Raw genomic sequence first — 21,878 nt, 5'->3', positions numbered from 1 at the left:
GGAATTACCGGCGAGGCTTCTCCACCGAGTCGAAGAATTCTTCGCGGCTGTGCATATCGAGTTTTGCGTAGATGCGGCTCACATGGGTGCGTACGGTTCCCGGTGCAATGAATAGCTCGCTTGCGATATCAGCATTCGATTTGCCTTCCGCCCCGAGAAACGCAATGCTCTCTTCGCGGGTGCTGAGGACCTAGTTTCCATCGGCGACGGTCCTTACTATGCGTTCCAGTTGACGGCTTCCGTCTTCAATGCTGGCGGGGGTCCTGAACGCAATGCCGAGCGCTGGCATCGGCATCGCAGTAGAGCAACGCCTGGCCGAGGCGGGGGTCGAGATCAAGACTCGCGATAAAGAGACGGCGACGCTGCAATAATCGAGAACACTTCGGTGCCTGCGATCCTTCCCTCTCCGGACGCGGGCGCACGTTCATTGAGAAAGCCCGGGCTTGTCCGGGCTTTCTCGCGCCATGTTTCCACCCGCTTCGTCAGGGCGGGCGCGCGAAAGTCACTGCTGAACGGGTGGCGGTTCCACCCGCAACGGGGGGACTGCCGCGAATGCGTCGAGCCTACTATCGAAAGCGCAAGGGCGGCATGAGCCGTGCAGATCGAAGGAGGAACGATGGAACAGTTCAGCAGGCGGAGTTTTTTGAAAGGCGCAGGGCTGGCGGCAGTGGGAACCGCTGCGGTCGGGCTGGTCGGATGCGGGTCGGCATCGCAAGATCAGAAAGCGTGGTGGATGCCCGAGGCGTGGGACGAGGAAACCGACGTCGTCGTGGTGGGGTACGGCGCGGCCGGCGTGGCCGCCACCATCACCGGCCTGGACGCCGGCCTGGGCGTGATCACGCTGGAGAAGTCGAGCGAGCCCGACGGCGGCAACCTGGGATGCGCGACGGGCTGCATCCAAACCTGCATGAAGCCCGACGATGCCGACGGCATGGTGGAGATGCTACGGCATTTCAACCAGGGGTCGGTGAGCAAGGAGGACGGCGACGTGCTGTATCCCGCCATCGTCGAGCAGGAGATCGAGACGGGCGTGTGGTTGGACTCCCTCGAGGATCTCGAGATCTACTGGGTTTGGCGCGATTACGGCGATCCCTCGCGCATGACCGGCGAAGTGGCCTGGTCCGAACGCGGCGACGCGGGCGGTTCTGAGCTGTTCGGGAACTTCCACGAAATCGCGGTCGACAAAGGGGCCGATATCCGGCTCGCCACGCCGGCGAAACGCCTCGTGCAGAATCCCGAGACGAAGGAAATCCTCGGCGTCGTTGCCGAAGGCTCCGGCGGTGACATCGCCATCAAGGCTAAAAAAGGCGTCATCATGGCGTGCGGCGGCTTCGAGGGCAATCCCATGATGCAACAGTGGTACACCGGCTGGGGTATCCATATGTTCCCGTGGGGCACGCCGCACAACACGGGGGACGGCCACCGCATGTGTGTGGAAGCGGGGGCGCAACTGTGGCACATGGACTGCTCCGAAATAGGATCGCCGTGCTACCGTCTGCCATCCGAGCAGGTAGGGTGCTCGGTGAGCATGCAGTCGGCGGGACATTTCCCCGACGCCTCGTCGTGGTTCTTCGTCAACTACAAGGGCGAGCGTTTCGTGAACGAGACGAAGAATCTATCGCACTCGCCGCAGCACACGCGCAAGCGCACGGTGTGGTACGACATGGACACCGACACGTACGAATTCTCCAACCTGCCGTACTGGATGGTGTTCGACCAGGCGACGTTTGACGCCGCACCGCTGTACATCCAGTCGACGAAGCCGAAGTCGCTCGTGTCGTACGCGGGCGTTCACCAGCTGCTCGGCCAGGAATGGACGAACGCCTGGGCGCTCGAGCAGGGGTGGATCGTGAAAGCCGACACCATCGAAGAGCTCGCTGCGGCGATGGTGGGTACGTCTCCTTCGGGCACGAAGTGCGAAGGCGTCGACGCCGCGGCGCTGGCGGCGACGGTGGAGCGTTGGAACGCCCTATGCGAGACAGGCGCCGATTCCGATTTCAAACGCGATCCCGAGACGATGGCGGCGTTCGACGACGGGCCGTTCTACGCCATCGAGATGGGCATGGGCATGATCAACACCCAGGGCGGTCCCAAGCATAACGAGCACAACCAGACGCTCGACACGAATGACGAGGTGATTCCCCGCCTGTACAACGTGGGCGAGTTCGGATCGCTGAACGGCGGCAACTACAACCTGGGAAACATTGCTGAAGCGCTGACCACAGGCCATTTCGCCATGCTGCATGCAGGCGATCTCGAGCCGTGGGATGCGAGCGACGGAAAGTAGGAGCGCTCATGAACGTATCCGCGAAGAAAGGCATGCGCGCGTTGGTGCCGGCGGCGATCTTGCTCGCGCTGTGCGCGTCGCTTGCCGGGTGCGGCGGCACGCCGCAGCAAGCGGGCGGCGAGGCGGGCAAGGCGGGCGATACGGCCAAGGCGGCGGCGAGCGACGCCCCGTTCTCCTGGTCGGCCGATGCCGATTGCGGTCTGTGCCATGCGACGCAGTCGTCGTCGCTGACGGACTCGTCGTGCCAGGTTTCGACCAGCCATGCCAACCTGCAATGCGTGCAATGCCACACCGATGAAAACGGCCTTGCCGCGGCCCATGACGGCGTCACGCTGGCCGATACGAAGGGGGCGAAGAAGCTGTCGAAGACCTCGGTCGAGCAGGATGCGTGCGTGAGCTGCCACGCCGACGCGGGTGCACCGGGGGCCGCCGCGTCCTCGACGGCGCTCACCGACGACCAAGGCACGACAGTGAACCCGCACGATCTGCCGCAGAGCGCAAGTCACGACACGTTGACCTGTGGAAGCTGCCATACGATGCACGATGAGAAACCGCTTGAAGAGACGGCGGCCGCAGCGTGCACGCAGTGCCACCATCAGAACGTGTACGAGTGCTACACCTGCCACGAGTAAGCGAGCCTCGCTGAACGATCCCGCGTGCCCGCCGCTCTCCCTCCCGGCGGCGCGGTACGGCCTGACGGCCAAGATCGCCTCTCCCTCGGCGATCTTGGCCGTCCGCATGCGCTATCGGCGCTCGTTCACCAGGCGGATGAGCTCCTCCTTGCTGTGCACGTCGAGCTTTGCGTACAGCTGCTTCGTGTACCAACGTACGGTGTTCTCCGACAGGACGAGAATGTCGGCGATTCCCTTCTTCGTGTGTCCGCGGTAGAGCAGCTGCATGATCTCGCTTTCGCGATCGGACAGAGAGAATTCATGCTTCACCTGGCCCCATCCCTTGTCGGGGTCGTCCACGGGATACGAGGGTGCAGGCTGCTCGTCGTGCAGGTTCTGGGCGGTCATGAAAAAACAGCTGGCCAGGAACACGAATACGCAGATGGCCGTTGCTTGCACGATGTGCTCCTCGATGGGGAGCGTCCCGTAGGCGCTCGCGAGGGCGCTGTACGCTGCGATGCCGCCGGCGACGGATGCTTCGTACAGTCCGCGACCGATGCCGAACACGAAGCAGGGGTGCTGCGCGCTTCGCTGGGCGAGCTTGATCAGCACGAGGTACAACAGCACGAGCACGAGGTTGCGCGCCAGGGAAAGCGAGATGTAGGCGATGGCGGACGAGGCGCCGGCTACGAACCAGAGCATGAGCAGCAGGAACGTCAGCGCCAGCAGCATCGAGTTGGCCAGCGCCTTCGCCCGTGCGTTGTCCTCTCGGGCGACAAGCCACATGAAGAGGAGGAAAGGCAGCAGGGCGCGCAGCGCATAATTGGCGAAGGCGATCGCGTGCTCGTGCGACGAGCTGGGAATGGCTCCCTGCAGAATGCTGAATATGATGCCGTTGCCGAAAATCACGGCGTACACGATGACCTGGACGACGAGGAAAAGGGAGGACGATCGGCGCGGCTGCTTGCGAAGCGTGGTAACACCCGGTCGATTGACCAGGAGGTTCGACGTCCCATCCCAAGCGCGGCGCGCGCAGATGATGGAGCCGAACGGCAGGACGCAGGCGACGGCGAGGACGGGAGCGGTGCCGGTCAGGGAGAAGATGCTCATGACGAGGCAGATGAGGGCTCCGAACGAGAACCCCAGCAAAATGAATCCGCAGGCGTCTTTGGTTTTCATGCTGCTGTAGATGAGGAACCACGACGAGAAGCAGAAGGCGATGCCGAGCCCGCTTATTGCTCCCGCAGCGACTTGGGCGAAAACGGGCAGCGTCACCGAAGCGATGCCGAGCAGCGGCGTGACGCAGAGGGCGATGGCGCTGAGCGGATGGAAGAGAACGTGCGGGTCGCGTTCGGCACCGGGTCGAAACAGCAGGGCTATGGCGAGCAGGGCCGCCAGCATGCCCAGATGGAAGGCGAGTTGAAAGGCCAGCTTGTCGAACACCACGCGTTGGCTCACCACGAACATCCAGGCTTGCGGGAAGCAGAGGCCCAAGAACAGCGCATTGCGTTTCGGTCGGTAGACGCTCGTCAGCTGGTCGATCATCGATATTCCCTCCTGCTTGAAGGGGCGCCGCGCGCTTCGCATTTCTCCCCCGCGCCGCGCCCTCGTTTCGAGCTTATCAGGTGTACTCGATCCGAACAAGGATGATGCGATGACGTAAGTTTTTTAGAATTATGTCTATGAACTGGGAATACTGTACATTGTTTTATCGCGCTCGCAAAGTCCACCCCGATCGGGTGGGTCGCTGGCGAACGCGGTTTCGGCATGCCTTGAGATCCGCTGCTCTCCATGCTATCATATGTTGTACGTACAACATAGGAGGTGCAGCATGGCTGATGCGATGGTGACGGCGCGCATGTCGGCGGAGAAGAAAGAGGCGGGCAACCGCATGCTCGAGCAGTTGGGCACGAACGCCTCGCAAGCGGTGAATCGCCTGTACGACTACGTGCTGGAGAAGAAGCAGCTGCCGTTTCCCGAGCAGCAGGGGCGACGGAAGTACACGCAGGAAGAAATCGCGCAGGCGATCGCCTGGGTGGACAGTATTAAGATGCCCGATGTTTCCGGTCGTTTCGACAATATGACGCTGAAAGAAGTGAAACGGGAGCGCCTTATCGCTCGGGGTCTTATGGATCCCGGTGATGGTCAATGAAGCTTATCGTTGATACGAACATCATCATCGATCATGTGAAGGATCGCGGTCCTTTCGGAAGCTCTGCGCGGAAGCTCATGATGTTGGGATTTCTTCATGAGTTAGAGCTTTGGATGAGTTCTTCCCAGATTGCTGACGCATTTTATCTTCTGTCTGATGGAGGAAAGCCTTCGCTTGCAAGCAAAGTGAAGAGCAGTCTCAAAGGAGTGCGCGCTGCTGTACGCGTTTGTTCTTTCAGCGAGGCAGATGTCGACGCAGCGCTCGATTCCACGTGGGTCGACTTCGAGGATGCCTGCGTGTACCAGTGCGCGCTCAGGTTGAAGGCCGACGCCATTATCACGCGCAACCAGAAAGATTTCGAGAAGTCGTCCATCAAGGTGTTCGATTGCGACGAGCTGTTCGCCTACCTGGCCGAGGAGAAGGGCCTCACCTACGAGGAAATACCGTGGTAACGAGAAGGCGGCCCCGCAGGGCCGCCTTCGAGCGCGTTTTTGTTGTTCTGCTAGTTCTTCAGGGAGTTCAGGGGGGCGGGCATGCGGCCGCCGCGGTGGGCGAACGTGGTGCCAGCGTGGCTGTTCACGGGCATGACCGGGGCGTAACCCAGCAGGCCGCCGAAGTCGAGCTGGTCGCCCACCGTCTTGCCGATGGCGGGGATGAGGCGGACCGCGGTGGTCTTCGAGTTGATCATGCCGATGGCGCATTCGTCGGCGATGATGCCGAAGATGGTCTCGACGGACGTGTCACCGGGGACGGCGATCATGTCGAGGCCCACGGAGCACACGCAGGTCATGGCCTCAAGCTTCTCGAGCGACAGCGCGCCGTCCTCGGCCGCGCGAATCATGCCGGCGTCCTCGGACACGGGGATGAACGCGCCGGACAGGCCGCCGACGGACGAGGACGCCATGACGCCGCCCTTCTTCACCGCGTCGTTGAGCATGGCGAGCGCGGCCGTGGTGCCGGGGCCGCCGCACTGGCCCACGCCGATGGCCTCGAGGATCTCGGCTACCGAGTCGCCCTCGGCCGGGGTGGGCGCCAGCGATAGGTCGAGGATGCCCTGCTGCACGCCGAGGCGCTTGGACGCCTCGCGCGCCATGAGTTCGCCGGCGCGCGTGATCTTGAACGCGGTGGCCTTGATGGCCTCGGCCACCGACGTGATATCGGCGTCGTCGGCCAAGTCGGCCAGCACGGCGCGCACGACGCCGGGACCCGACACGCCCACGTTCACCACTTCGTCGGCCTCGCCCGAGCCGTGGAACGCGCCGGCCATGAAGGGGTTGTCCTCCACGGCGTTGCAGAACACGACGAGCTTGCCCGCGCCGATGCACTGACGGTCAGCCGTGGCCTCGGCGGTGGCCTTGATGATGCCGGCCATCTTGAGCACGGCGTCCATGTTGATGCCCGCGCGCGTAGAGCCCACGTTCACCGACGAGCACACGTTGTCGGTGACGGACAGCGCGTGGGGGATGGACTCCATCAGCTTGTTGTCGGCCTTCGAAGCGCCTTTGTGCACGAGCGCGCTGAAGCCGCCCACGAAGTCGACGCCCACTTCTTTTCCGGCCTTGTCCATGGCTACGGCGATGGGGGTGAGGTCGGTCGCGTTCGTGGCGGCGCAGATCTCGGCGATGGGCGTGACGGAGATGCGCTTGTTCACGATGGGGATGCCGTACTCGCGCTCGAGCTGCTCGGCCGTGGGCACGAGGCGCTCGGCGGCGGTGGTCATGCGGTCGTACACCTTGCGCGCCATGACGTCGATGTCGGCGTCCGTGCAACCTCGCAGGTTCAGCCCCAGCGTGATCGTGCGGATGTCGAGGTGCTGCTTGCTCACCATGGCAAGCGTCTCGGCGATTTCAGCAGGCGTGATCTGCATGATGCCCCGTCTTTCTCTCAAGCGTTGTGTGATCGTGCGGAACAGCATAGCAAACCCCGTGGTCGGCGGCGTCGCGGTTCGCTCGATTTCGACGTTTCTTCTCAAGGGCAGCCGGAAGAAGGGAGCAGATATTCTGCCCCCCGTTCGACGCATGACCGAGCGCGACGCGGCTCCGGCATGCCCTTCGGCGCGCGGTTTTCCCCATTATGTTGCGGTTGAGGCCTCCTGCGCTCCACGTTCCGTGCCGAACGCACGCGTTTCCCCAGTTCGGCCTCTGCCGCATAGCCCTGCATGCCTCCGGGTGCCGCGAATTCGCAACATAAAGGCGGAAACCGTGCATCCGGGCGAAGCCCGGCAAGGATCATGCGCCGAACGGGAATTCCGTACAGATGTTTCACGTGAAACATCGGCGTGACCGAGGGGTGCGTGGATTGCGCGCGGCACGCGGCCGCCCGAGTGAGCGGTGGGCTAGGTGAGCCGAGTGCTGACCTCGCCGTAGGGGAGTTCGCAGCGGGTTTTGTCGGGCAGCTCGATGACCAGCTTGAAGTCGGACGTGAGGTCGACGGCTCGAGCGCGCACGCGCGAGGATCCCCTGGTTACGACCAGCGGCTGGCCCAGCAGGAAGCAGCGGCGTCGGTACTCGTCGTAGAACGAGGCGTCACCCACGTGCTGATACAGGCTCCAGAAGCGCGTGAGGATGGCGGCGGCCAGCTCGCAGCGAACGGCACCCGTGCGGTCGTCGAGCACGGCGCCCGCCACGTCGGCGATGTCGCGGGGGAAGCCGTCGGTGGGCGGCTTCACGTTCACGCCGATGCCGAGCACCGCATGCTCGAAACGCCCTGACTCCATGTCGACTATGCCCTCGGTGAGGATGCCCGCCACCTTCCGATCGTCGCAGTAGATGTCGTTCACCCACTTGATGAGGGCTTTCTTGCCGGTCACCCGCTCGATGGCCTGCGCGCCCGCCACGGCGGCGGCGCAGGTGAGGAACTGGCCGCGGTCGGCGGCCAGCGCAGGCCGCAGCACGATGCTGAGGTACAGGCCCGAGGATGCGGGGGAGAAGAACGTCTTGCCGGGACGCCCCTTGCCGGCGGTCTGCTCCTCGGCGACGATGACGGTCCCCTCGGGCGCGCCCTCGGCAGCGCGACGGCGCGCTTCGGAGTTGGTGGAGTCCACGCGCTTGCGTACGACGATGGCGAAGGGGTGGTCGGGCGGCAGGAATCGCTCGATGCCCTGCGGCGACAGCAGGTCGTTCTCCTGCGACAGTGCGTAGCCCCTGTTCGTCACGGCGTCGATGGCGTACCCCTCGGCGCGCAGCGCTTCGACCGCCTTCCACACCGCGTTGCGGCTCACGCCGATGGCCTGCGCCATCGCGGCGCCCGACACGTAGCGCTCGCGGTTGTCCTCCAGCAGGCGCAGCAGTTGTTCCTTGGTTCCCATGGGTGCATGGTAGGAGAGGGATCGGATCGTGTCAACGCGATTGGAGAATGAGGGTGACAATGGACGGTGGGAGCGCGAAGGGCACGCGGCGGCGATCGGCGTGCGGAGGCGCGAGAAAGCGAACGAATGTTTCACGTGAAACATCCGGAACGCCGCCGCGCGGCGATGCGCACGCAGCGCGCCGTGGACGAGGCGCGCCCGCGGGAGGCGTACGAGACGCGTACCGCGGGGCACGCAGGCGGGGCGCGTCCCGCTGGAGGCGCAGGCAAGGTGCGTCCGCGGGAGGCGGACGAGCCGCGCGGCCGAAGGAACGTACGGTCGAAAGGCGGGAGGCGCAGCACGTCGCGGAAAGGGCGCGGAAGGGGCGCCGTGCCGCACGACGTGCCGCACGTCGTGCGGCGCTCCTCGTCCAAACGCGGGGTTCTCCCGCGTTGCTTCTCCCGTCGCGAACGGCTATAATGAGCGATAATGAACAAGTTGTTCATTATTGATCCAACTGTTCAATTAGAGGTGATCATGACCACGACAACCGTTTCGCCCGCTCCCGTCGCTGTCGCGGCGGCGCGAAGCACGGCTGCCCCGCAGGATCGCCGCATCACGCGATCGAAGCGCGCGCTGCGCGACGCGCTCATCGAGCTCATGGAGGAGCGCAGCTTCGACGGCTTCTCGGTGAACGATCTGTGCGAGCGCGCCGACCTCAACCGCGGCACGTTCTACAACCATTTCCGCGACAAAGACGATCTGCTGGCCCAGCTGGAAGCCGAGGTCATGGACGACCTCGATCGCTTTCAGGCGCAGATGCAGAGCCTCACCGTGCGCTCGCTTCTGGGCTACCGGGCGCGCAAGCAGCCGTTGCCGCTGCTCGTGGAGCTGTTCGACTATTTGCGCGAGCAGGGCGCGTTCCTCCATGCGGCGCTCGGCCCGGGCGGCGACGTGGGCTTCGGCCCGCGCCTGCGCGACTCCGTGTGCACCAACCTCGTCCAATCCATCCTGCACGAGCGTTACCGCAACGACCCGTCGCCGTTCGTCGGCTACTACGTCGCGTTCTTCGCATCCGCGTACCTCGGCGTCATCACGCGCTGGATCGAAACGGGCATGCAGGAAAGCTCGGAGGAGATGGCGCTGATCGCCATGAGGCTGTTCTTCATCAAACCGGGCGAATCGATCAAGCTGTAAGGCAAGGGAGCTATGGAAGAGAACAACAACCTGCATATCGGCATCGACGTGGGTTCCACCACGGTCAAGCTGGCTATCCTCGACGAGGCCAACGAGGTGAAATTCTCGGTGTACCGTCGCCACCACGCCGACGTGCGCGCCACCATCGTGGAGGTGCTGTCCGAAGCGGCGGCCGATTTCGGCACCGAGCGCATGACCATCGCCATCACGGGCTCGGGCGGCCTGCTGCTTGCGCAGTGGCTGGGCATCGAGTTCGTGCAGGAGGTCATCGCCTCGAAGATGGCGGTGGAAACCTTCATCCCCGCCACCGACGTAGCCATCGAGCTGGGCGGCGAGGACGCGAAGATCATCTACTTCGACCAGGGCATCGAGCAGCGCATGAACGGCACGTGCGCCGGCGGCACGGGCGCCTTCATCGACCAGATGGCCGCGCTCTTGAACACCGACGCGGGCGGCTTGAACGTGCTGGCGCAGGGCGCGACCACGTTGTATCCCATCGCCAGCCGTTGCGGCGTGTTCGCGAAGACCGACGTGCAACCGCTCATCAACGAGGGCGCGCGCAAGGAGGACATCGCCGCGTCCATCTTCCAATCGGTGGTGACGCAGACCATCAGCGGCCTGGCGTGCGGCCGGCCCATCCGCGGCCACGTGGCCTTCCTCGGCGGCCCGCTGCAGTACCTCCCCGAGCTGCGCAAGCGCTTCTACGAGACGCTCGAGCTGGACGACGAGCACATCATCGTGCCCGACAACGCCCACCTGTTCGTGGCCGGCGGCTGCGCCATCGCGGGCGCGGCCAGCGAGACGGTGAAGGCCGAGCTTTTGGACGACGTGCTCGATCGCCTGAAGAACCTCGGCGACATCCAGGGCTCCGAAGTGGTGCGCCTGCCCCCGCTGTTCGCCAGCGAGGACGAGTACGCCCAGTTCAAGAACCGTCATGACGGCGAATGCGTGCGTCGCGGCAACCTCATGGACTACGAGGGCACGGCCTACCTCGGCATCGACGCCGGCTCCACCACGTTCAAGGCCGCGCTCATCGGCGAGGACGGCGCGCTTTTGTGGTCGCACTACGCCAGCAACAAGGGCGACGTGCTGGGTTGCGCCCGCACGGCGCTTTCCAACCTGTACAACGAGATGCCGGTGGACGCCGACACGGGCGAGCCGCTCGTGCGCATCGGTCACGCCACGGTGACGGGCTACGGCGAGCACCTGCTGCTGGAGGCGCTGCGCGTTGACTCCGGCGAGATCGAGACGGTGGCGCATCTGCGCGGCGCGCAGGAGATGCTGCCGGGCGTCGAGTTCATCCTCGACATCGGCGGCCAGGACATGAAGTGCCTGCGCGTCAAGGACGGCGTCATCGACCACATCATGCTCAACGAGGCGTGCAGTTCGGGCTGCGGCAGCTTCATCGAGAGCTTCGCCACGGGCCTCAACCTTGACGTGGCCGAGTTCGCGGATACCGCCGTGCGCGCCGAGCGCCCCGTCGACCTGGGCAGCCGCTGCACCGTGTTCATGAACAGCCGCGTGAAGCAGGCGCAGAAGGAAGGCGCCACCGTGGGCGACATCGCCGCGGGCCTTGCCATCTCCGTCATCAAGAACGCGCTGTTCAAGGTCATCAAGATCCGCGACCCGCACGACGTGGGCACGAAGGTCATCGTGCAGGGCGGCACGTTCCTGAACGACGCCGTGCTGCGCGCGTTCGAGCAGCTGTCCGAGGTCCAGGCCGTGCGCCCCGACATCGCCGGCAACATGGGCGCGTTCGGCGCCGCGCTGCTCGCGCGCGACCGCTACCACTCCGCCGTGGCGCTCGAGGCGCGCAAGGCCGAGGCGGGAGCGGCGTGGAGCTCCGAGAACGACGAGCTGGCCGCGCCCGTCGCCGTGTGCTCGACCCTGCTCACGCTCGAGCAGCTGGCGGAGCTGTCGCCCACGCACAAGACCGTGCGCTGCAAGGCGTGCTCGAACCACTGCCTGCTCACCGTCAACGACTTCGGCGTGGACGAGACCACGGGCAAGCACCGCCGCTTCATCACGGGCAACCGCTGCGAGAAGGGCGCGGGCACGCTCGACGAGAGCAAGAACGTGCCGAACCTCTACGAATACAAGAGCAGCCGCCTGTTCGACTACGAGCCCCTCGCGCCCGAGAACGCCCCGCGCGGCAGCGTGGGCATCCCGCGCGCGCTCAACCAGTACGAGAACTACCCGTTCTGGTTCACGTTCTTCACGAAGCTCGGCTGGCGCGTGGTGCTGTCCGACCCGTCCACGAAGAAGACCTACGAGGCGGGCATCGAGTCCATGCCGTCCGAATCGGTGTGCTATCCGGCGAAGCTCAGCCACGGCCACATCATGAACCTGCTGGACAAGGCCCCCGACTTCATCTGGTTCCCGTGCAGCAAGTGGGAGCGCCAGGAGGACGAGGGCGCGGGCAACCACTTCAACTGCCCCATCGTGGCCAGCTACCCCGAGGCGCTGCGCCTCAACATCGACGAGCTGCGCACGTCCGACGTGAAGCTGCTCACCCCGTGGCTGCCCTACGACCAGAAGGAGCACCTCAAGAAGCGCCTGTTCGTGGAGCTGGTCGAGGCGCACCCCGAGCTCATGGGCTCGGCCGCAGCTCCCACGCAGGCCGAGGTGGACGCTGCCGTGGAAGCCGCATGGGCCGAGGACGAGGCCTTCAAGCGCGACATCCGCGCGAAGGGCGAGGAGACGCTCGCCTGGATGGAGGCCACGGGCACGCACGGCATCGTGCTGGCGGGCCGCCCCTACCATAACGACCCGGAGATCAACCACGCCATCCCCGAGCTCTTGACCAGCTTCGGCCTGGCCGTGCTCACCGAGGACTCCATCGCGCACCTCGGCACGCTCGAGCGCCCCATCCGCCTCGTGGACCAGTGGATGTACCACACCCGCCTGTACGCGGCGGCGAAGGTGGCCACCGAGCGAGCCGACCTCGACCTCATCCAGCTCAACAGCTTCGGCTGCGGCCTCGATGCGCTGACCACCGACCAGGTGCAGGAGATCCTCGAGGCGGCGGGCAAGGTGTACACCGTGCTCAAGATCGACGAGGTGTCGAACCTGGGCGCGGCGCGCATCCGCGTGCGCTCGCTGCTGGCGGCGCTCAAGGACCAGGCCGACGAGAAGGCCGACGCCGAGCGCATGCCGCGCGGCTGCCCCGCCGTCAGCTTCGACCCCGACACGTTCGAGGCCACGCCCGAAGCGGCCATCGACGCGAAGACGGGCCAGACGGAAGCCGCCATCGCGGCGAAGCTGACCGGCGCCACCCCCGAGACGTTCACCCAGAAGGCCGCGCCCGAGGTTGCCGAGCGCTTCCGCCAGCGCGAAGGCGCCACCACCGAGTTCCCGCGCGCGGTGTTTACGCAGGAGATGAAGGACGAAGGCTACACGATCCTCTGCCCGCAGATGGCACCCATCCACTTCGACCTGCTCGTGGACATCTTCAAGCGCAACGGCTACAACTTCGAGCTGCTGCCGTCGGTGGACCACGGCGCGGTGGACGCGGGCCTCAAGTACGTGAACAACGACATCTGCTACCCGTCCATCCTGGTCACCGGCCAAATCATGGAGGCGGTCATGTCGGGTCGCTACGACACCGACAAGCTGGCCGTCATCATCACGCAGACGGGCGGCGGCTGCCGCGCCACGAACTACATCTCGCTCATCCGCAAGGCGCTGGCGGCCGTGGGCCTGCCGCACATACCCGTGATCGCCCTGTCGTTCAAGGACCTCGGAGAGGAGAACCCGGGCTTCAAGGTGACGCCCGCCATGCTGCTGCAGGCAGCCTACGCCATCTTCTACGGCGACCTGCTCATGATGGCGCTGTACCGCACGCGTCCCTACGAGGTGGAGGCGGGCAGCGCGAACCGCCTGTTCGACCACTGGATGGCCACGTGCAAGGCGCAGCTGCGCCGAGGGCTCAAGCGCCGCGAGTTCAAGGACACGGTGCGTCGCATCGTGGAGGACTTCGACACGCTGCCGCTGACCGGCGAGGGCACGAAGCCGCGCGTGGGCGTGGTGGGCGAGATCCTCGTGAAGTTCCACCCGACGGCGAACAACCAGATCGTCGACGTCATCGAGCGCGAGGGCTGCGAGGCCGTGGTTCCGGGCCTGGCCGAGTTCTTCCTGTTCGGCATCGCGGGCGGCATCTTCCAGAAGGATCCGCTCGGGCGCTCGGCGAAGGGTGCGGTGGGTTCGCGCATCGGCCTGTGGGCCATTGCGAAGATGCGCGCTCCCGTCACGAAGGCGCTCGAGGCTTCGAGCCGCTTCGAGCCGCCTGCCGACATCTACGAGCTGGCCGAGTACGCCAGCGAGATCCTGTCGCTGTGCAACTCGATGGGCGAGGGATGGCTGCTGACGGCCGAGATGGTGGAGCTCATCCGCACCGGCGCGCCGAACGTGGTGTGCACCCAGCCGTTCGCGTGCCTGCCGAACCACGTGGTGGGCAAGGCCGTCATCAAGGAGCTGCGCCGCCGCTACCCCGACAGCAACATCGTGGCGGTGGACTACGACCCCGGCGCGTCCGAGGTGAACCAGCTCAACCGCATCAAGCTGATGATCTCGGTGGCGAAGGCGAACCTGGCCGACAAGGAGGCCGAGGCGAAGAAGACGCGCGATCGGTTCGTGAACGCCAAGCGCCCCCAAGCCACGCAAGAGGATGCCGGCGAGCTTGAGATAGAGACGAAGCGCGCGTAAGGGGCGCCTGCGCCCGGAACCGCCGATACGAGGAGGTCCAAGATGCTGAAACGGATGGTCGGGATCGTCGTCGTCGCTGCACTCGGCGCGGCGTTGACCGGGTGCGCGTCAAGCGTTGAACCGCAAAATCCTCCGAGCGATGGCGCCCTTGTCGAGCAGCCCGCCAAAAGCGAGCAGCCCGCCGGGGGCGCCGCTCCGACCGAGCCTGAGCCGCTTCGCGCGGGAAAAGGCGAGATCACCGTGCTCGTGCTGAACGCAAGCGGCGAGGAGGGGGCCGCGCGCGAGGCCGCCGATGACATAGAGGCGCTCGGGTTCGAGCATGTCACGGTCGACAACGCCACGTATCACCAGAAGGGCAATCGGGTGTCGTACCACCACGAAGAGCATCGCGCAGAGGTGGATGAGGTCGCGGCGCTGTTCGACTCGCTCCCGCCCTTCGACCCCTATTGCTACGAAGACGCTTGGACTGGCGGCTGGAGCATGGACTACGATATCCTCGTCATGCTGGGCGAAGGCGGCGTGATGTACCCAGAACCCGTTTAGCGTACGAATGTTTCACGTGAAACACCGCCCTCGTCGAAGTTCTCGCCGAGGCGCCGGGCGGGCGCGTCTTGGAAATCGAGCACGCGAAAACCTCGAATAGCCCCCTTTTCCAACAGCAGATCCACGTCGCTCGACTCGCTCGCTTCGCCGTGTGCGTACGAGCCGAAGAGGGAGACTTTCTCTGCGCCGTATTCTTCTGCAAGGGAAACCACGTGGTATCGGATGTCTTCCATGCTCAGCTTGGGCTCGGCGGCAAGGTGCTCTTCGATGATGCGCTCGATCAAACGAGACCGATTCGTGACCTCGCGACCGGTCAAACCCTTCGCACGATCTTCGGCGGCGCACCGTTCGACTGCCGCATCGAGCTTCGCCAACGTTCTGTCTTGTAGGTAGAGGGACACGGTTCCGGCCATCAGCGCTCATCCTTCGCAACTTCTACTTCTACTCCGCATGAGAGGCGGAATCAGGCGGCACAGCGTCAGCGAACGCCCTCCGCCATGCGGGCGAAGGCTTCGGCCATGACGTCGGGAGGCTCGGGCATGCCGGCTTCGAGCCAGCAGAGCAGCACGTTGTAGAACGCGCCGGCGCTGAAGTACAGCTCGTAGCGCGAAAGCGAGCTCGCCGGCATGTCGCCTCGGGCCTCGATCTCGCAATCGGTGATGAGGTCGAGCAGCGACGTGCCCGCCTTCGCGCGATGGAACGCCAGCACGAGGCCGGCGTGCTCCTGGTAGAAGCGGAATTTGAACTCGAGGCGGGCACGGCTGTCGACGTCGCTGTCCGGCATGCCCTCGTGGTAACGTTGCGTGACCTGCCCGATGCCGTACTCGACCACCTCCTCGACCGAGGAGAAGTTGCGGTAGAACGAAGCGCGGGCGACGCCCGCCTGCTCGACCAGCTCGGTGACGGTCACCTTCGACCAGTCCTTGCGGCCGGAGAACTCGATCAACGCGGCCAGCAGCTGGTCTTTCACGCGCTGGTTCTCCTGTTTCCTCTTGTCCATGAGACAGATCACCCCGTTTTGTCTCCGGTAGGTGGATTGACGGCATACCCATATCTGATACAAAATGTATCACATAGAATGATACCACCGGAATGGGAGATGCGTCATGATCTTGTACTTCAGCGGCACCGGAAACAGCCAATGGGCAGCGCGACGGTTGGCCGAGGCGCTCGGCGACGAGGTCGTTTCCATCAACCAGGCGATGAAGGACGTCCATCCCGCGTCGTTTCGCTCGGAGCGGCCGCTCGTGTTCGTCGTGCCGACGTATGCGTGGCGCATGCCCCGTGTGGTCGATCGGTGGATCCGCAGCGCGCGCTTCGAAGGCTGTCTCGATGCGTATTTCGTGCTCACGTGCGCGGGGAGCTGCGGGAATGCCGCAGCGTACGCGCGCAAGCTGTGCATGAGCGCCGGGCTGCGCTTCCGCGGGCTCGCGCCGGTCGTCATGCCCGAGAACTACCTGGCGCTCTATAACACGCCCGATGCCGAAGCGTGCCGCGCCATCGTCGAGCGCGCCGAGCCGCGCGTGGCCGAGTTGGCCGCCCTCGTCGGCGAAGGCGAGCCGTTTCCCGATCGCCCCGTGGATTTGCGCGATCGGTTTCGCAGCGGGCCGGTGAACGTCGCGTTCTACCCGGCGCTCGTGCACGATGCGAAGTTCGCCGCCTCGGATGCGTGCGTCGCGTGCGGTCGATGCGTCGAGCGCTGCCCGCTTGGCAACATCGCGCTGTCCGGTGGCAAGCCCGCGTGGCGCGGCTCGTGCACGCATTGCATGGCCTGCATCGCAGGGTGTCCGACCGGTGCCATCGAATACGGGCCGAAGTCGCGTGATCGGCATCGTCATGATCTGTGGACGGAGGAGCTCGCATGAGGCAAGCGCACGACGTGGTGATCGACGCGGCGCGGTGCATCGGGTGCGGCCTGTGCGAGGGGGATTGCCCCGCAAGCGCCATCGCGGTCGAAGCCGGCAAGGCGCGCGTGATCGCCCGGGACTGCATCCTCTGCGGGCATTGCGTCGCGATCTGCCCGAAAGGGGCCGTGTCCATGACCGGCTTCGAGGACGAGCCGCGCGAGCTGGGCGCAGGCGCGCCGCCGGCCCTCGACGCGGATCGGCTGCTCGAGGCCATCGCCGCGCGCCGAAGCATGCGCCGGTTCAGCGACGAGCCCGTGTCGGAGGAGGACGTCGCCCGTATCATCGAGGCGGGACGGCTGACGCCCACCGCGAAAAACGCGCAAGACGTGTCGTACGTGGTGCTGCGCGACGGCATCGCGCGCTTCGAGGCGCGGGCGGTTCGCCTGTTCAGGCGGGTGCTCCCTTTCGTGCGGCTCGTGAACTCGATGGCGCGCCGCACCAGTATCGACGACCGGTTCTTCTTCAAGGGCGCGCCCGTGGCCATCGTCGTGGTCGCGCGCAACGACATCGACGGCGCGCTGGCGGCCTCCAACATGGAGCTCATGGCGCAGGCGTGCGGCTTGGGCGTGCTGTACAGCGGTTACTTCTCGATGGCCGCCGCCGCGTCGCGCGCGCTGCGCCGTGAGCTGGGGCTGTCCCGCGGCCAGAAGGTGGTCGCCACCCTCGTCGTCGGTCATCCCGCCGTGCGCTACCACCGCACCGCCCCAAAGGAAGCAGCCGCGGTACGCTGGGCGTGAGGGGTTTTCGCATCGCCGCCGTGCGCCGCAGACAACCGATGAATGACCGTTACGTAAAATGTTAGTAACAAAGTATCATTTAACGGTATCATGGGTTCGAACATCTCAGACGAACGACCACCTCATCGAAAGAAGGACCCATGGCTAGCATCTACGATTTCACCGTGAAGGACCAGCAGGGCGACGACGTGGCGCTTTCCGATTATCGGGGGCGCGTGCTGCTCATCGTCAACACAGCGACGGAATGCGGATTCACGCCGACGTACGCCCAGCTCGAAGGCTTGTACCGCGCCCTGCACGAGCGCGGGTTCGACATCCTCGACTTCCCGTGCGACCAGTTCGGCCACCAAGCGCCGGGCACGAACGAGGAGATCGCCCAATTCTGCACGTCCCGCTTCGGCGTGACGTTTCCGCAGTTCGCGAAAATCGAGGTCAACGGCGAAGACGCCGACCCGCTGTTCGCCTACCTGCAGCAGCAGAAGGGATTCGAGGGCTTCGACGAAGGCCACGAGCTGAAGCCCGTGCTCGAAGATCTGCTGGCGAAGGCCGACCCCGACTACGCGAGCAAGCCCGACATCAAGTGGAACTTCACGAAGTTCCTTATCGATCGTAATGGTAACGTCGTTCGCCGCTTCGAGCCCACGACCAGCATCCCCGACGTGGTCGCGTCGGCCGTGGAAGAGCTGCTGTAGGTTCGCGCCCGGCACCCAAGATCGCGCAAGCCGCCGCGTCGAAGCTCGATGCGGCGGCTTTTTCGCGTCTGTGGGCCGGATGTTTCACGTGAAACATTTGTTTGGTTCCTTAAGATGCGGGAGGACATGTGCCAGCATCCGCCACGGAGGCTGTTTTTGGCAGAATATTCCCTTGTTGGTAAGCTGATCCGGACCTGATCGCGTTTCGCTTGCGAACTCGCCTCCGCAACCTGGTCTTTCTCCGGTAGCGTTCGACCTGCGAGGCACACTTGCCGCATCCAAGTTGCCAATAGGGGAATATCCTGCCAATTTCACCTCGGTTCGTCGATGCGGCGCATCGAGCAGAGAATGGGGGCGAGAGGCGGGGGCGAACGTGCGCTTCCTTCCTTCTTGCTAACGAAACGCGACAAGGTTTCGGGTTCGTGTCATCATCGGTTGGTGGATCGGGGCTGGTTGAAGGCTTACCATGGACGGCAAGGAGTATGAATATCATGATCGGTTCGAACATTCAGAGCAGGCGCAAGATGATCGGGCTCACGCAGGAGCAGCTGGCCGAGCGCTTGGGCGTGTCGCGGCAGACCGTGACGAAGTGGGAAACGGGCGAATCCGCTCCCGACCTCGTGAACGCGGGGGCGTTGGCCCGCGCGCTCGACGTGTCGCTCGACGCGCTCGTGGATTACGACCCGCAGGGCACGGTGCTGCCCATGCCGCCGCGCGGCAAGCACCTGTTCGGCACCGTCACGGTGGGCGAGCGCGGACAGATCGTCATCCCCAAGCAGGCGCGCGAGCTGTTCGGCATCGAGGCCGGCGACGCGTTGCTCGTGCTGGGCGACGAGGAGCAGGGTCTCGCCATCCTGAAAGCCGACGAGTTCATGGACCGCGTGTCGATGCTCCGCACCATGGTCGACCGATAGCCCCGCCGCTCGGCGGTGCGGGCTTCGAGGCGAGGAGGACGCATGAGCACCGTCGGGAAGAGGAGGATCGGCATGATCGCAGCTGTCGTCATAGGAGTGCTGGCGGTGTGCATCGCAGCCGCGCTGGCGTGGTACGTGGACACCAACCGTCACGGCGAGGAGCGCGATCTCGCGAAGGCGTACGCGGCCGGTTTCGCGGAGAAGCAAGCGCAGGTGAGCGTGCCGGTGCGTGGCGAAGAAGCGCCCGGTAGCACCGCCGACGCCACCGCCACCGTCAACTACGCCGAGGGCCCCGACAACGGTCCGGCGCTCGTGCTCGTGCACGGCCAGTCGATGCAGTGGGAGGACTACGCGCGCGTGCTGCCCGACCTGGCCGCGCGCTACCACGTGTTCGCCGTCGACTGCTTCGGTCACGGCGAGTCGAGCCACGACGAGGAGCTCTACTCGTGCCGGGCCATCGGCGAGGCGCTCAAGGCCTTCGTCACGCAGGAGATCGGCGGCCCGTACCTCGTGTCGGGCCATTCGTCAGGCGGCATCGTCGCCGCCTGGTTGGCCGCCAACGACGCCGAGCGGGTGACGGGGTGCGTGCTGGAGGATCCGCCGTTTTTCCGCGTAACGCCGGACGAGATGCGGCAGGAGCCCGGCTGCTTCGTGTGGAAGGACGGATTCGAAGTGACGCACGCCTTCCTCAACCAGGACGAAGTGGCCGATCCCGCCGTGTTCTATGCGCAGCACAGCTACCTGTTCCGCCTGTTCGGCGGCTTGCAGCCAAAGATCGCCGCGTGGACGGAGGCCGAGCGCGCCACCCGACCCGACGCGCATCTCACGCTGGCGTGGGTGCCGCACGATTGGGTGCGCGGCCTGTACTTCTACGATGACTTCGACGTACGGTTCAGCGAGACGTTCTGCGACGGCTCCTGGTTCGAGGGCGTCGACCAAGCCGAGGTGCTGAGCCGCATCGCGTGCCCCACCGTGTACCTCAAGGCGAAGACGAACTACGGCGATGACGGCATCCTGTTCGCCGCCAACTCCGACGACGACGCTGCGCGCGTGCGACAGCTCGTGACAAACTGCGAGACGATGGTCGTCGAATCGGGCCACGACATCCACTACGAGAAGCCGCAGGTGTTCGTCGACGCCCTCGCCGCCGCAGCCGTAGTCGAAGGATCCGTGAGCCGCGGCTGAAGGGAGGTGCCGCCACGGCTGCGTCCGTCGAATGCCATATCGAAACCTGTTCGCTTAGTGCACAAGCGGGAGCGGCGTCAATTCCTAGAACGGATAGGGATGCGGGGCGTGGCTCACGCTCGTCCAGTGGGTGCGCGTCATCTCCTCGAGGATCCAGCGGCCGTTGAAGCGGCCGAGGCCGGAGTTCTTCTCGCCGCCGAAGGGCACGTGCTGCTCGTCGGCCACGGTCATGTCGTTCACGTGCGTCATGCCGGCGTCGATCTTGAGCGCGAACGCGGTGGCCCGCTCTACGTCGCCGCCCACGACGGCGGACGACAGGCCGTAGTCGCTCATATTGGCGAGTTTCAGCGCCTCCTCCTCGCCGTGCGCCGCGATGATGGGCGCAAGCGGGCCGAAGCTCTCCTGCATCGCGATGTCGGATGCGGGAACGACGCTGCCGAACACTACGGGCGGCAGCACGAGGCCGTCGGGCTCGGCGCCCAGCAGCGTTTCGGCGCCCTGCTGCTGCGCGCGCTCGATCTTCTGGAGGAGGTCGGTGAGCTGGGCTTCGTTGATGATGGGGCCGATGTCGGTCTTCGGGTCAAGCGGGTCGCCGCACACGAGGTTGGCGGCGCGGTCGACGAAGCGCTCAGTGAACTCGTCGACGAGCGACGCGTCCACGATGATGCGGTTCGTGCTCATACAGATCTGCCCTTGGTGCAGGAAGCGGCCGATGATGGCGATGTCCACGGCGCGGGCCACGTCGGCGTCGTCGAGCACCACGAGCGGGCAGTTCCCGCCCAGCTCGAGCGCCACGCGCTTGATGTGCTTGCCGCCGGCCGTCTTCGCACCGATCCCGCGACCAACCGCGGTGGAGCCGGTGAACGTGATGAGCTTCGGCACGGGATGCTCCACGAAGTAGTCGCCGATCTCGCCGCCGCGCCCGATGAGCACCGACAGCAGCCCGGCCGGCAGCCCTGCTTCCTCGAATATCTTCGCCAGCAGCAGACCGCCCGTGACGGGCGTGTCGCTGGCGGGCTTGAGCACCACGGCGTTGCCGCAGCCTAGCGCCGTGGCCACCGAGCGGTTCGACAGGTTCATCGGGAAGTTCCAGGGGCTGATGACGCCCACGACGCCCAGCGGTTGGCGATAGACGCGGTTCTCCGTGTGCGGCGTGTCGGAAGCGAAGATATCGCCGTGCATGCGATAAGGGAACGACGCCGCCTCCTCGGTGATGTTGCGTGCCGCGCCCACCTCGAACTCGGCTTTCGCGCGGATACTTCCCGATTCACGCTGGCACCACGCCACCAACTCGTCGTGGCGCGCGTCGAAGAGCTCGACGGCGCGACGAAGCACGCCGGCGCGCTCGGCGGGAGCGGCGGCGGCCCATTCGCGTTGGGCGCGCTCGGCGGCGGCGTATGCGTCGTCGACGTCGGCGCGATCGGCCAGCACGTGGGTGGCCAGGACGTCCTGGTTGTAGGGATTCACGTCCTGGGCCTGCTCGCCGCTGCCGCCGTCGCGCCAGGTGCCGGCGATGTAGAGCTTGTCGAGGCTGTCGTAGGGACGGGGAGGGGTGGAAGATGCGGTCATGGGATGCCTCCGGTTCTCGCGGGTTTGCTTCCAGTATAGAAAGCGCGCGAGAGGCGCTCGCGACCTGCATGCGCTCGAAAGCAAACGGTTGCCC

18 protein-coding genes and 1 pseudogene are annotated in these 21,878 nt (G+C 65.3%); 12 read left to right on the top strand and 7 right to left on the bottom strand.

Annotated features, from left to right (window positions below; translation table 11 throughout):
- Positions 1-4: 4 nt before the first annotated feature.
- Positions 5-178: pseudogene (locus C1A15_RS17465) on the bottom strand (response regulator transcription factor); the annotation flags it as partial.
- 438 nt (positions 179-616) lie between these two features.
- Here C1A15_RS17465 and C1A15_RS16330 point away from each other — a divergent pair.
- Positions 617-2,287 carry an FAD-binding protein gene (locus tag C1A15_RS16330; RefSeq protein ID WP_101723548.1) on the top strand — a complete coding sequence of 557 codons (1,671 nt, stop codon included), beginning with the start codon at positions 617-619 and terminating at the stop codon, positions 2,285-2,287.
- Between the two features lie 8 nt (positions 2,288-2,295).
- Positions 2,296-2,919 carry a cytochrome c3 family protein gene (locus C1A15_RS16325; RefSeq protein WP_101723547.1) on the top strand — a complete coding sequence of 208 codons (624 nt, stop codon included), beginning with the start codon at positions 2,296-2,298 and terminating at the stop codon, positions 2,917-2,919.
- A 111-nt stretch (positions 2,920-3,030) separates the two neighbouring features.
- On the opposite strand, the gene C1A15_RS16320 is transcribed toward C1A15_RS16325, so the two are convergent.
- Positions 3,031-4,443, bottom strand: a complete 1,413-nt coding sequence (locus C1A15_RS16320; RefSeq protein WP_180953127.1) for a helix-turn-helix transcriptional regulator — start codon at positions 4,441-4,443, stop codon at positions 3,031-3,033.
- Between the two features lie 286 nt (positions 4,444-4,729).
- On the opposite strand from C1A15_RS16320, the gene C1A15_RS16315 reads away from it, so the two are divergent.
- Positions 4,730-5,050, top strand: a complete 321-nt coding sequence (locus C1A15_RS16315) for a type II toxin-antitoxin system RelB/DinJ family antitoxin (RefSeq protein WP_101723545.1) — start codon at positions 4,730-4,732, stop codon at positions 5,048-5,050.
- The gene (locus C1A15_RS16310) at positions 5,047-5,502 is read left to right on the top strand and encodes a type II toxin-antitoxin system VapC family toxin (RefSeq protein ID WP_101723544.1); all 456 of its coding nucleotides are present in this window, start codon (positions 5,047-5,049) and stop codon (positions 5,500-5,502) included. Before C1A15_RS16315 ends, C1A15_RS16310 begins: the two co-directional genes overlap by 4 nt.
- Before the next feature lie 50 nt (positions 5,503-5,552).
- On the opposite strand, the gene C1A15_RS16305 is transcribed toward C1A15_RS16310, so the two are convergent.
- Together C1A15_RS16305 and C1A15_RS16300 are read right to left on the bottom strand one after the other, a co-directional pair.
- A complete protein-coding gene (locus C1A15_RS16305; protein WP_101723543.1) occupies positions 5,553-6,917 on the bottom strand; it encodes a PFL family protein in 1,365 nt (454 codons plus the stop codon).
- Between the two features lie 468 nt (positions 6,918-7,385).
- A complete protein-coding gene (locus C1A15_RS16300; protein WP_101723542.1) occupies positions 7,386-8,357 on the bottom strand; it encodes a biotin--[acetyl-CoA-carboxylase] ligase in 972 nt (323 codons plus the stop codon).
- Positions 8,358-8,873: 516 nt separating this feature from the next.
- Between C1A15_RS16300 and C1A15_RS16295 the strand changes: the two genes are divergently transcribed.
- From C1A15_RS16295 to C1A15_RS16285, 3 genes are read left to right on the top strand one after another with little or no spacing between them, the layout of a single operon-like run.
- Positions 8,874-9,533 (top strand): TetR/AcrR family transcriptional regulator, encoded by a 660-nt coding sequence (locus tag C1A15_RS16295; protein ID WP_101723836.1) that lies wholly within the window; start codon positions 8,874-8,876, stop codon positions 9,531-9,533.
- Positions 9,534-9,545: 12 nt separating this feature from the next.
- Positions 9,546-14,237 carry a 2-hydroxyacyl-CoA dehydratase gene (locus tag C1A15_RS16290; protein ID WP_101723541.1) on the top strand — a complete coding sequence of 1,564 codons (4,692 nt, stop codon included), beginning with the start codon at positions 9,546-9,548 and terminating at the stop codon, positions 14,235-14,237.
- Positions 14,238-14,279: 42 nt separating this feature from the next.
- A complete protein-coding gene (locus tag C1A15_RS16285) occupies positions 14,280-14,780 on the top strand; it encodes a LytR C-terminal domain-containing protein (RefSeq protein WP_101723540.1) in 501 nt (166 codons plus the stop codon).
- Here the strand turns inward: C1A15_RS16285 and C1A15_RS17155 are convergent.
- Both C1A15_RS17155 and C1A15_RS16275 read right to left on the bottom strand, forming a co-directional pair.
- On the bottom strand, positions 14,777-15,193 hold the full coding sequence (locus C1A15_RS17155) for a nucleotidyltransferase family protein (RefSeq protein WP_219618203.1): 417 nt from the start codon (positions 15,191-15,193) through the stop codon (positions 14,777-14,779). The two genes, C1A15_RS16285 and C1A15_RS17155, sit on opposite strands and share 4 nt — an antisense overlap.
- Positions 15,194-15,258: 65 nt before the next feature.
- On the bottom strand, positions 15,259-15,780 hold the full coding sequence (locus C1A15_RS16275; RefSeq protein ID WP_101723539.1) for a TetR/AcrR family transcriptional regulator: 522 nt from the start codon (positions 15,778-15,780) through the stop codon (positions 15,259-15,261).
- Positions 15,781-15,886: 106 nt separating this feature from the next.
- On the opposite strand from C1A15_RS16275, the gene C1A15_RS16270 reads away from it, so the two are divergent.
- The 5 genes from C1A15_RS16270 (at position 15,887) to C1A15_RS16250 (ending at position 20,215) form a co-directional block, all read left to right on the top strand.
- Entirely contained in the window at positions 15,887-16,645 is a 759-nt protein-coding gene (locus C1A15_RS16270; protein ID WP_101723538.1) for an EFR1 family ferrodoxin, read from the top strand.
- Complete coding sequence (locus tag C1A15_RS16265; protein ID WP_101723537.1) at positions 16,642-17,424, top strand: nitroreductase family protein; 783 nt, start codon at positions 16,642-16,644, stop codon at positions 17,422-17,424. Before C1A15_RS16270 ends, C1A15_RS16265 begins: the two co-directional genes overlap by 4 nt.
- Positions 17,425-17,564: 140 nt before the next feature.
- The gene (locus tag C1A15_RS16260) at positions 17,565-18,116 is read left to right on the top strand and encodes a glutathione peroxidase (RefSeq protein WP_101723536.1); all 552 of its coding nucleotides are present in this window, start codon (positions 17,565-17,567) and stop codon (positions 18,114-18,116) included.
- A 491-nt stretch (positions 18,117-18,607) separates the two neighbouring features.
- Positions 18,608-19,030 carry a helix-turn-helix domain-containing protein gene (locus C1A15_RS16255; RefSeq protein WP_101723535.1) on the top strand — a complete coding sequence of 141 codons (423 nt, stop codon included), beginning with the start codon at positions 18,608-18,610 and terminating at the stop codon, positions 19,028-19,030.
- A 42-nt stretch (positions 19,031-19,072) separates the two neighbouring features.
- Positions 19,073-20,215: an alpha/beta hydrolase gene (locus C1A15_RS16250; protein WP_101723534.1), complete on the top strand. Its 1,143-nt coding sequence runs from the start codon at positions 19,073-19,075 to the stop codon at positions 20,213-20,215.
- 84 nt (positions 20,216-20,299) lie between these two features.
- Here C1A15_RS16250 and C1A15_RS16245 read toward each other — a convergent pair whose 3' ends face one another.
- On the bottom strand, positions 20,300-21,784 hold the full coding sequence (locus C1A15_RS16245; RefSeq protein ID WP_101723533.1) for an aldehyde dehydrogenase family protein: 1,485 nt from the start codon (positions 21,782-21,784) through the stop codon (positions 20,300-20,302).
- Positions 21,785-21,878: the final 94 nt, after the last annotated feature.

It is taken from the genome of Eggerthella timonensis (genome assembly GCF_900184265.1).
Lineage (GTDB): Bacteria > Actinomycetota > Coriobacteriia > Coriobacteriales > Eggerthellaceae > Eggerthella > Eggerthella timonensis.
The sequence above is the reverse complement of the archived record's forward strand: the minus strand, read 5'-3'. Positions and strand labels throughout refer to the sequence as shown.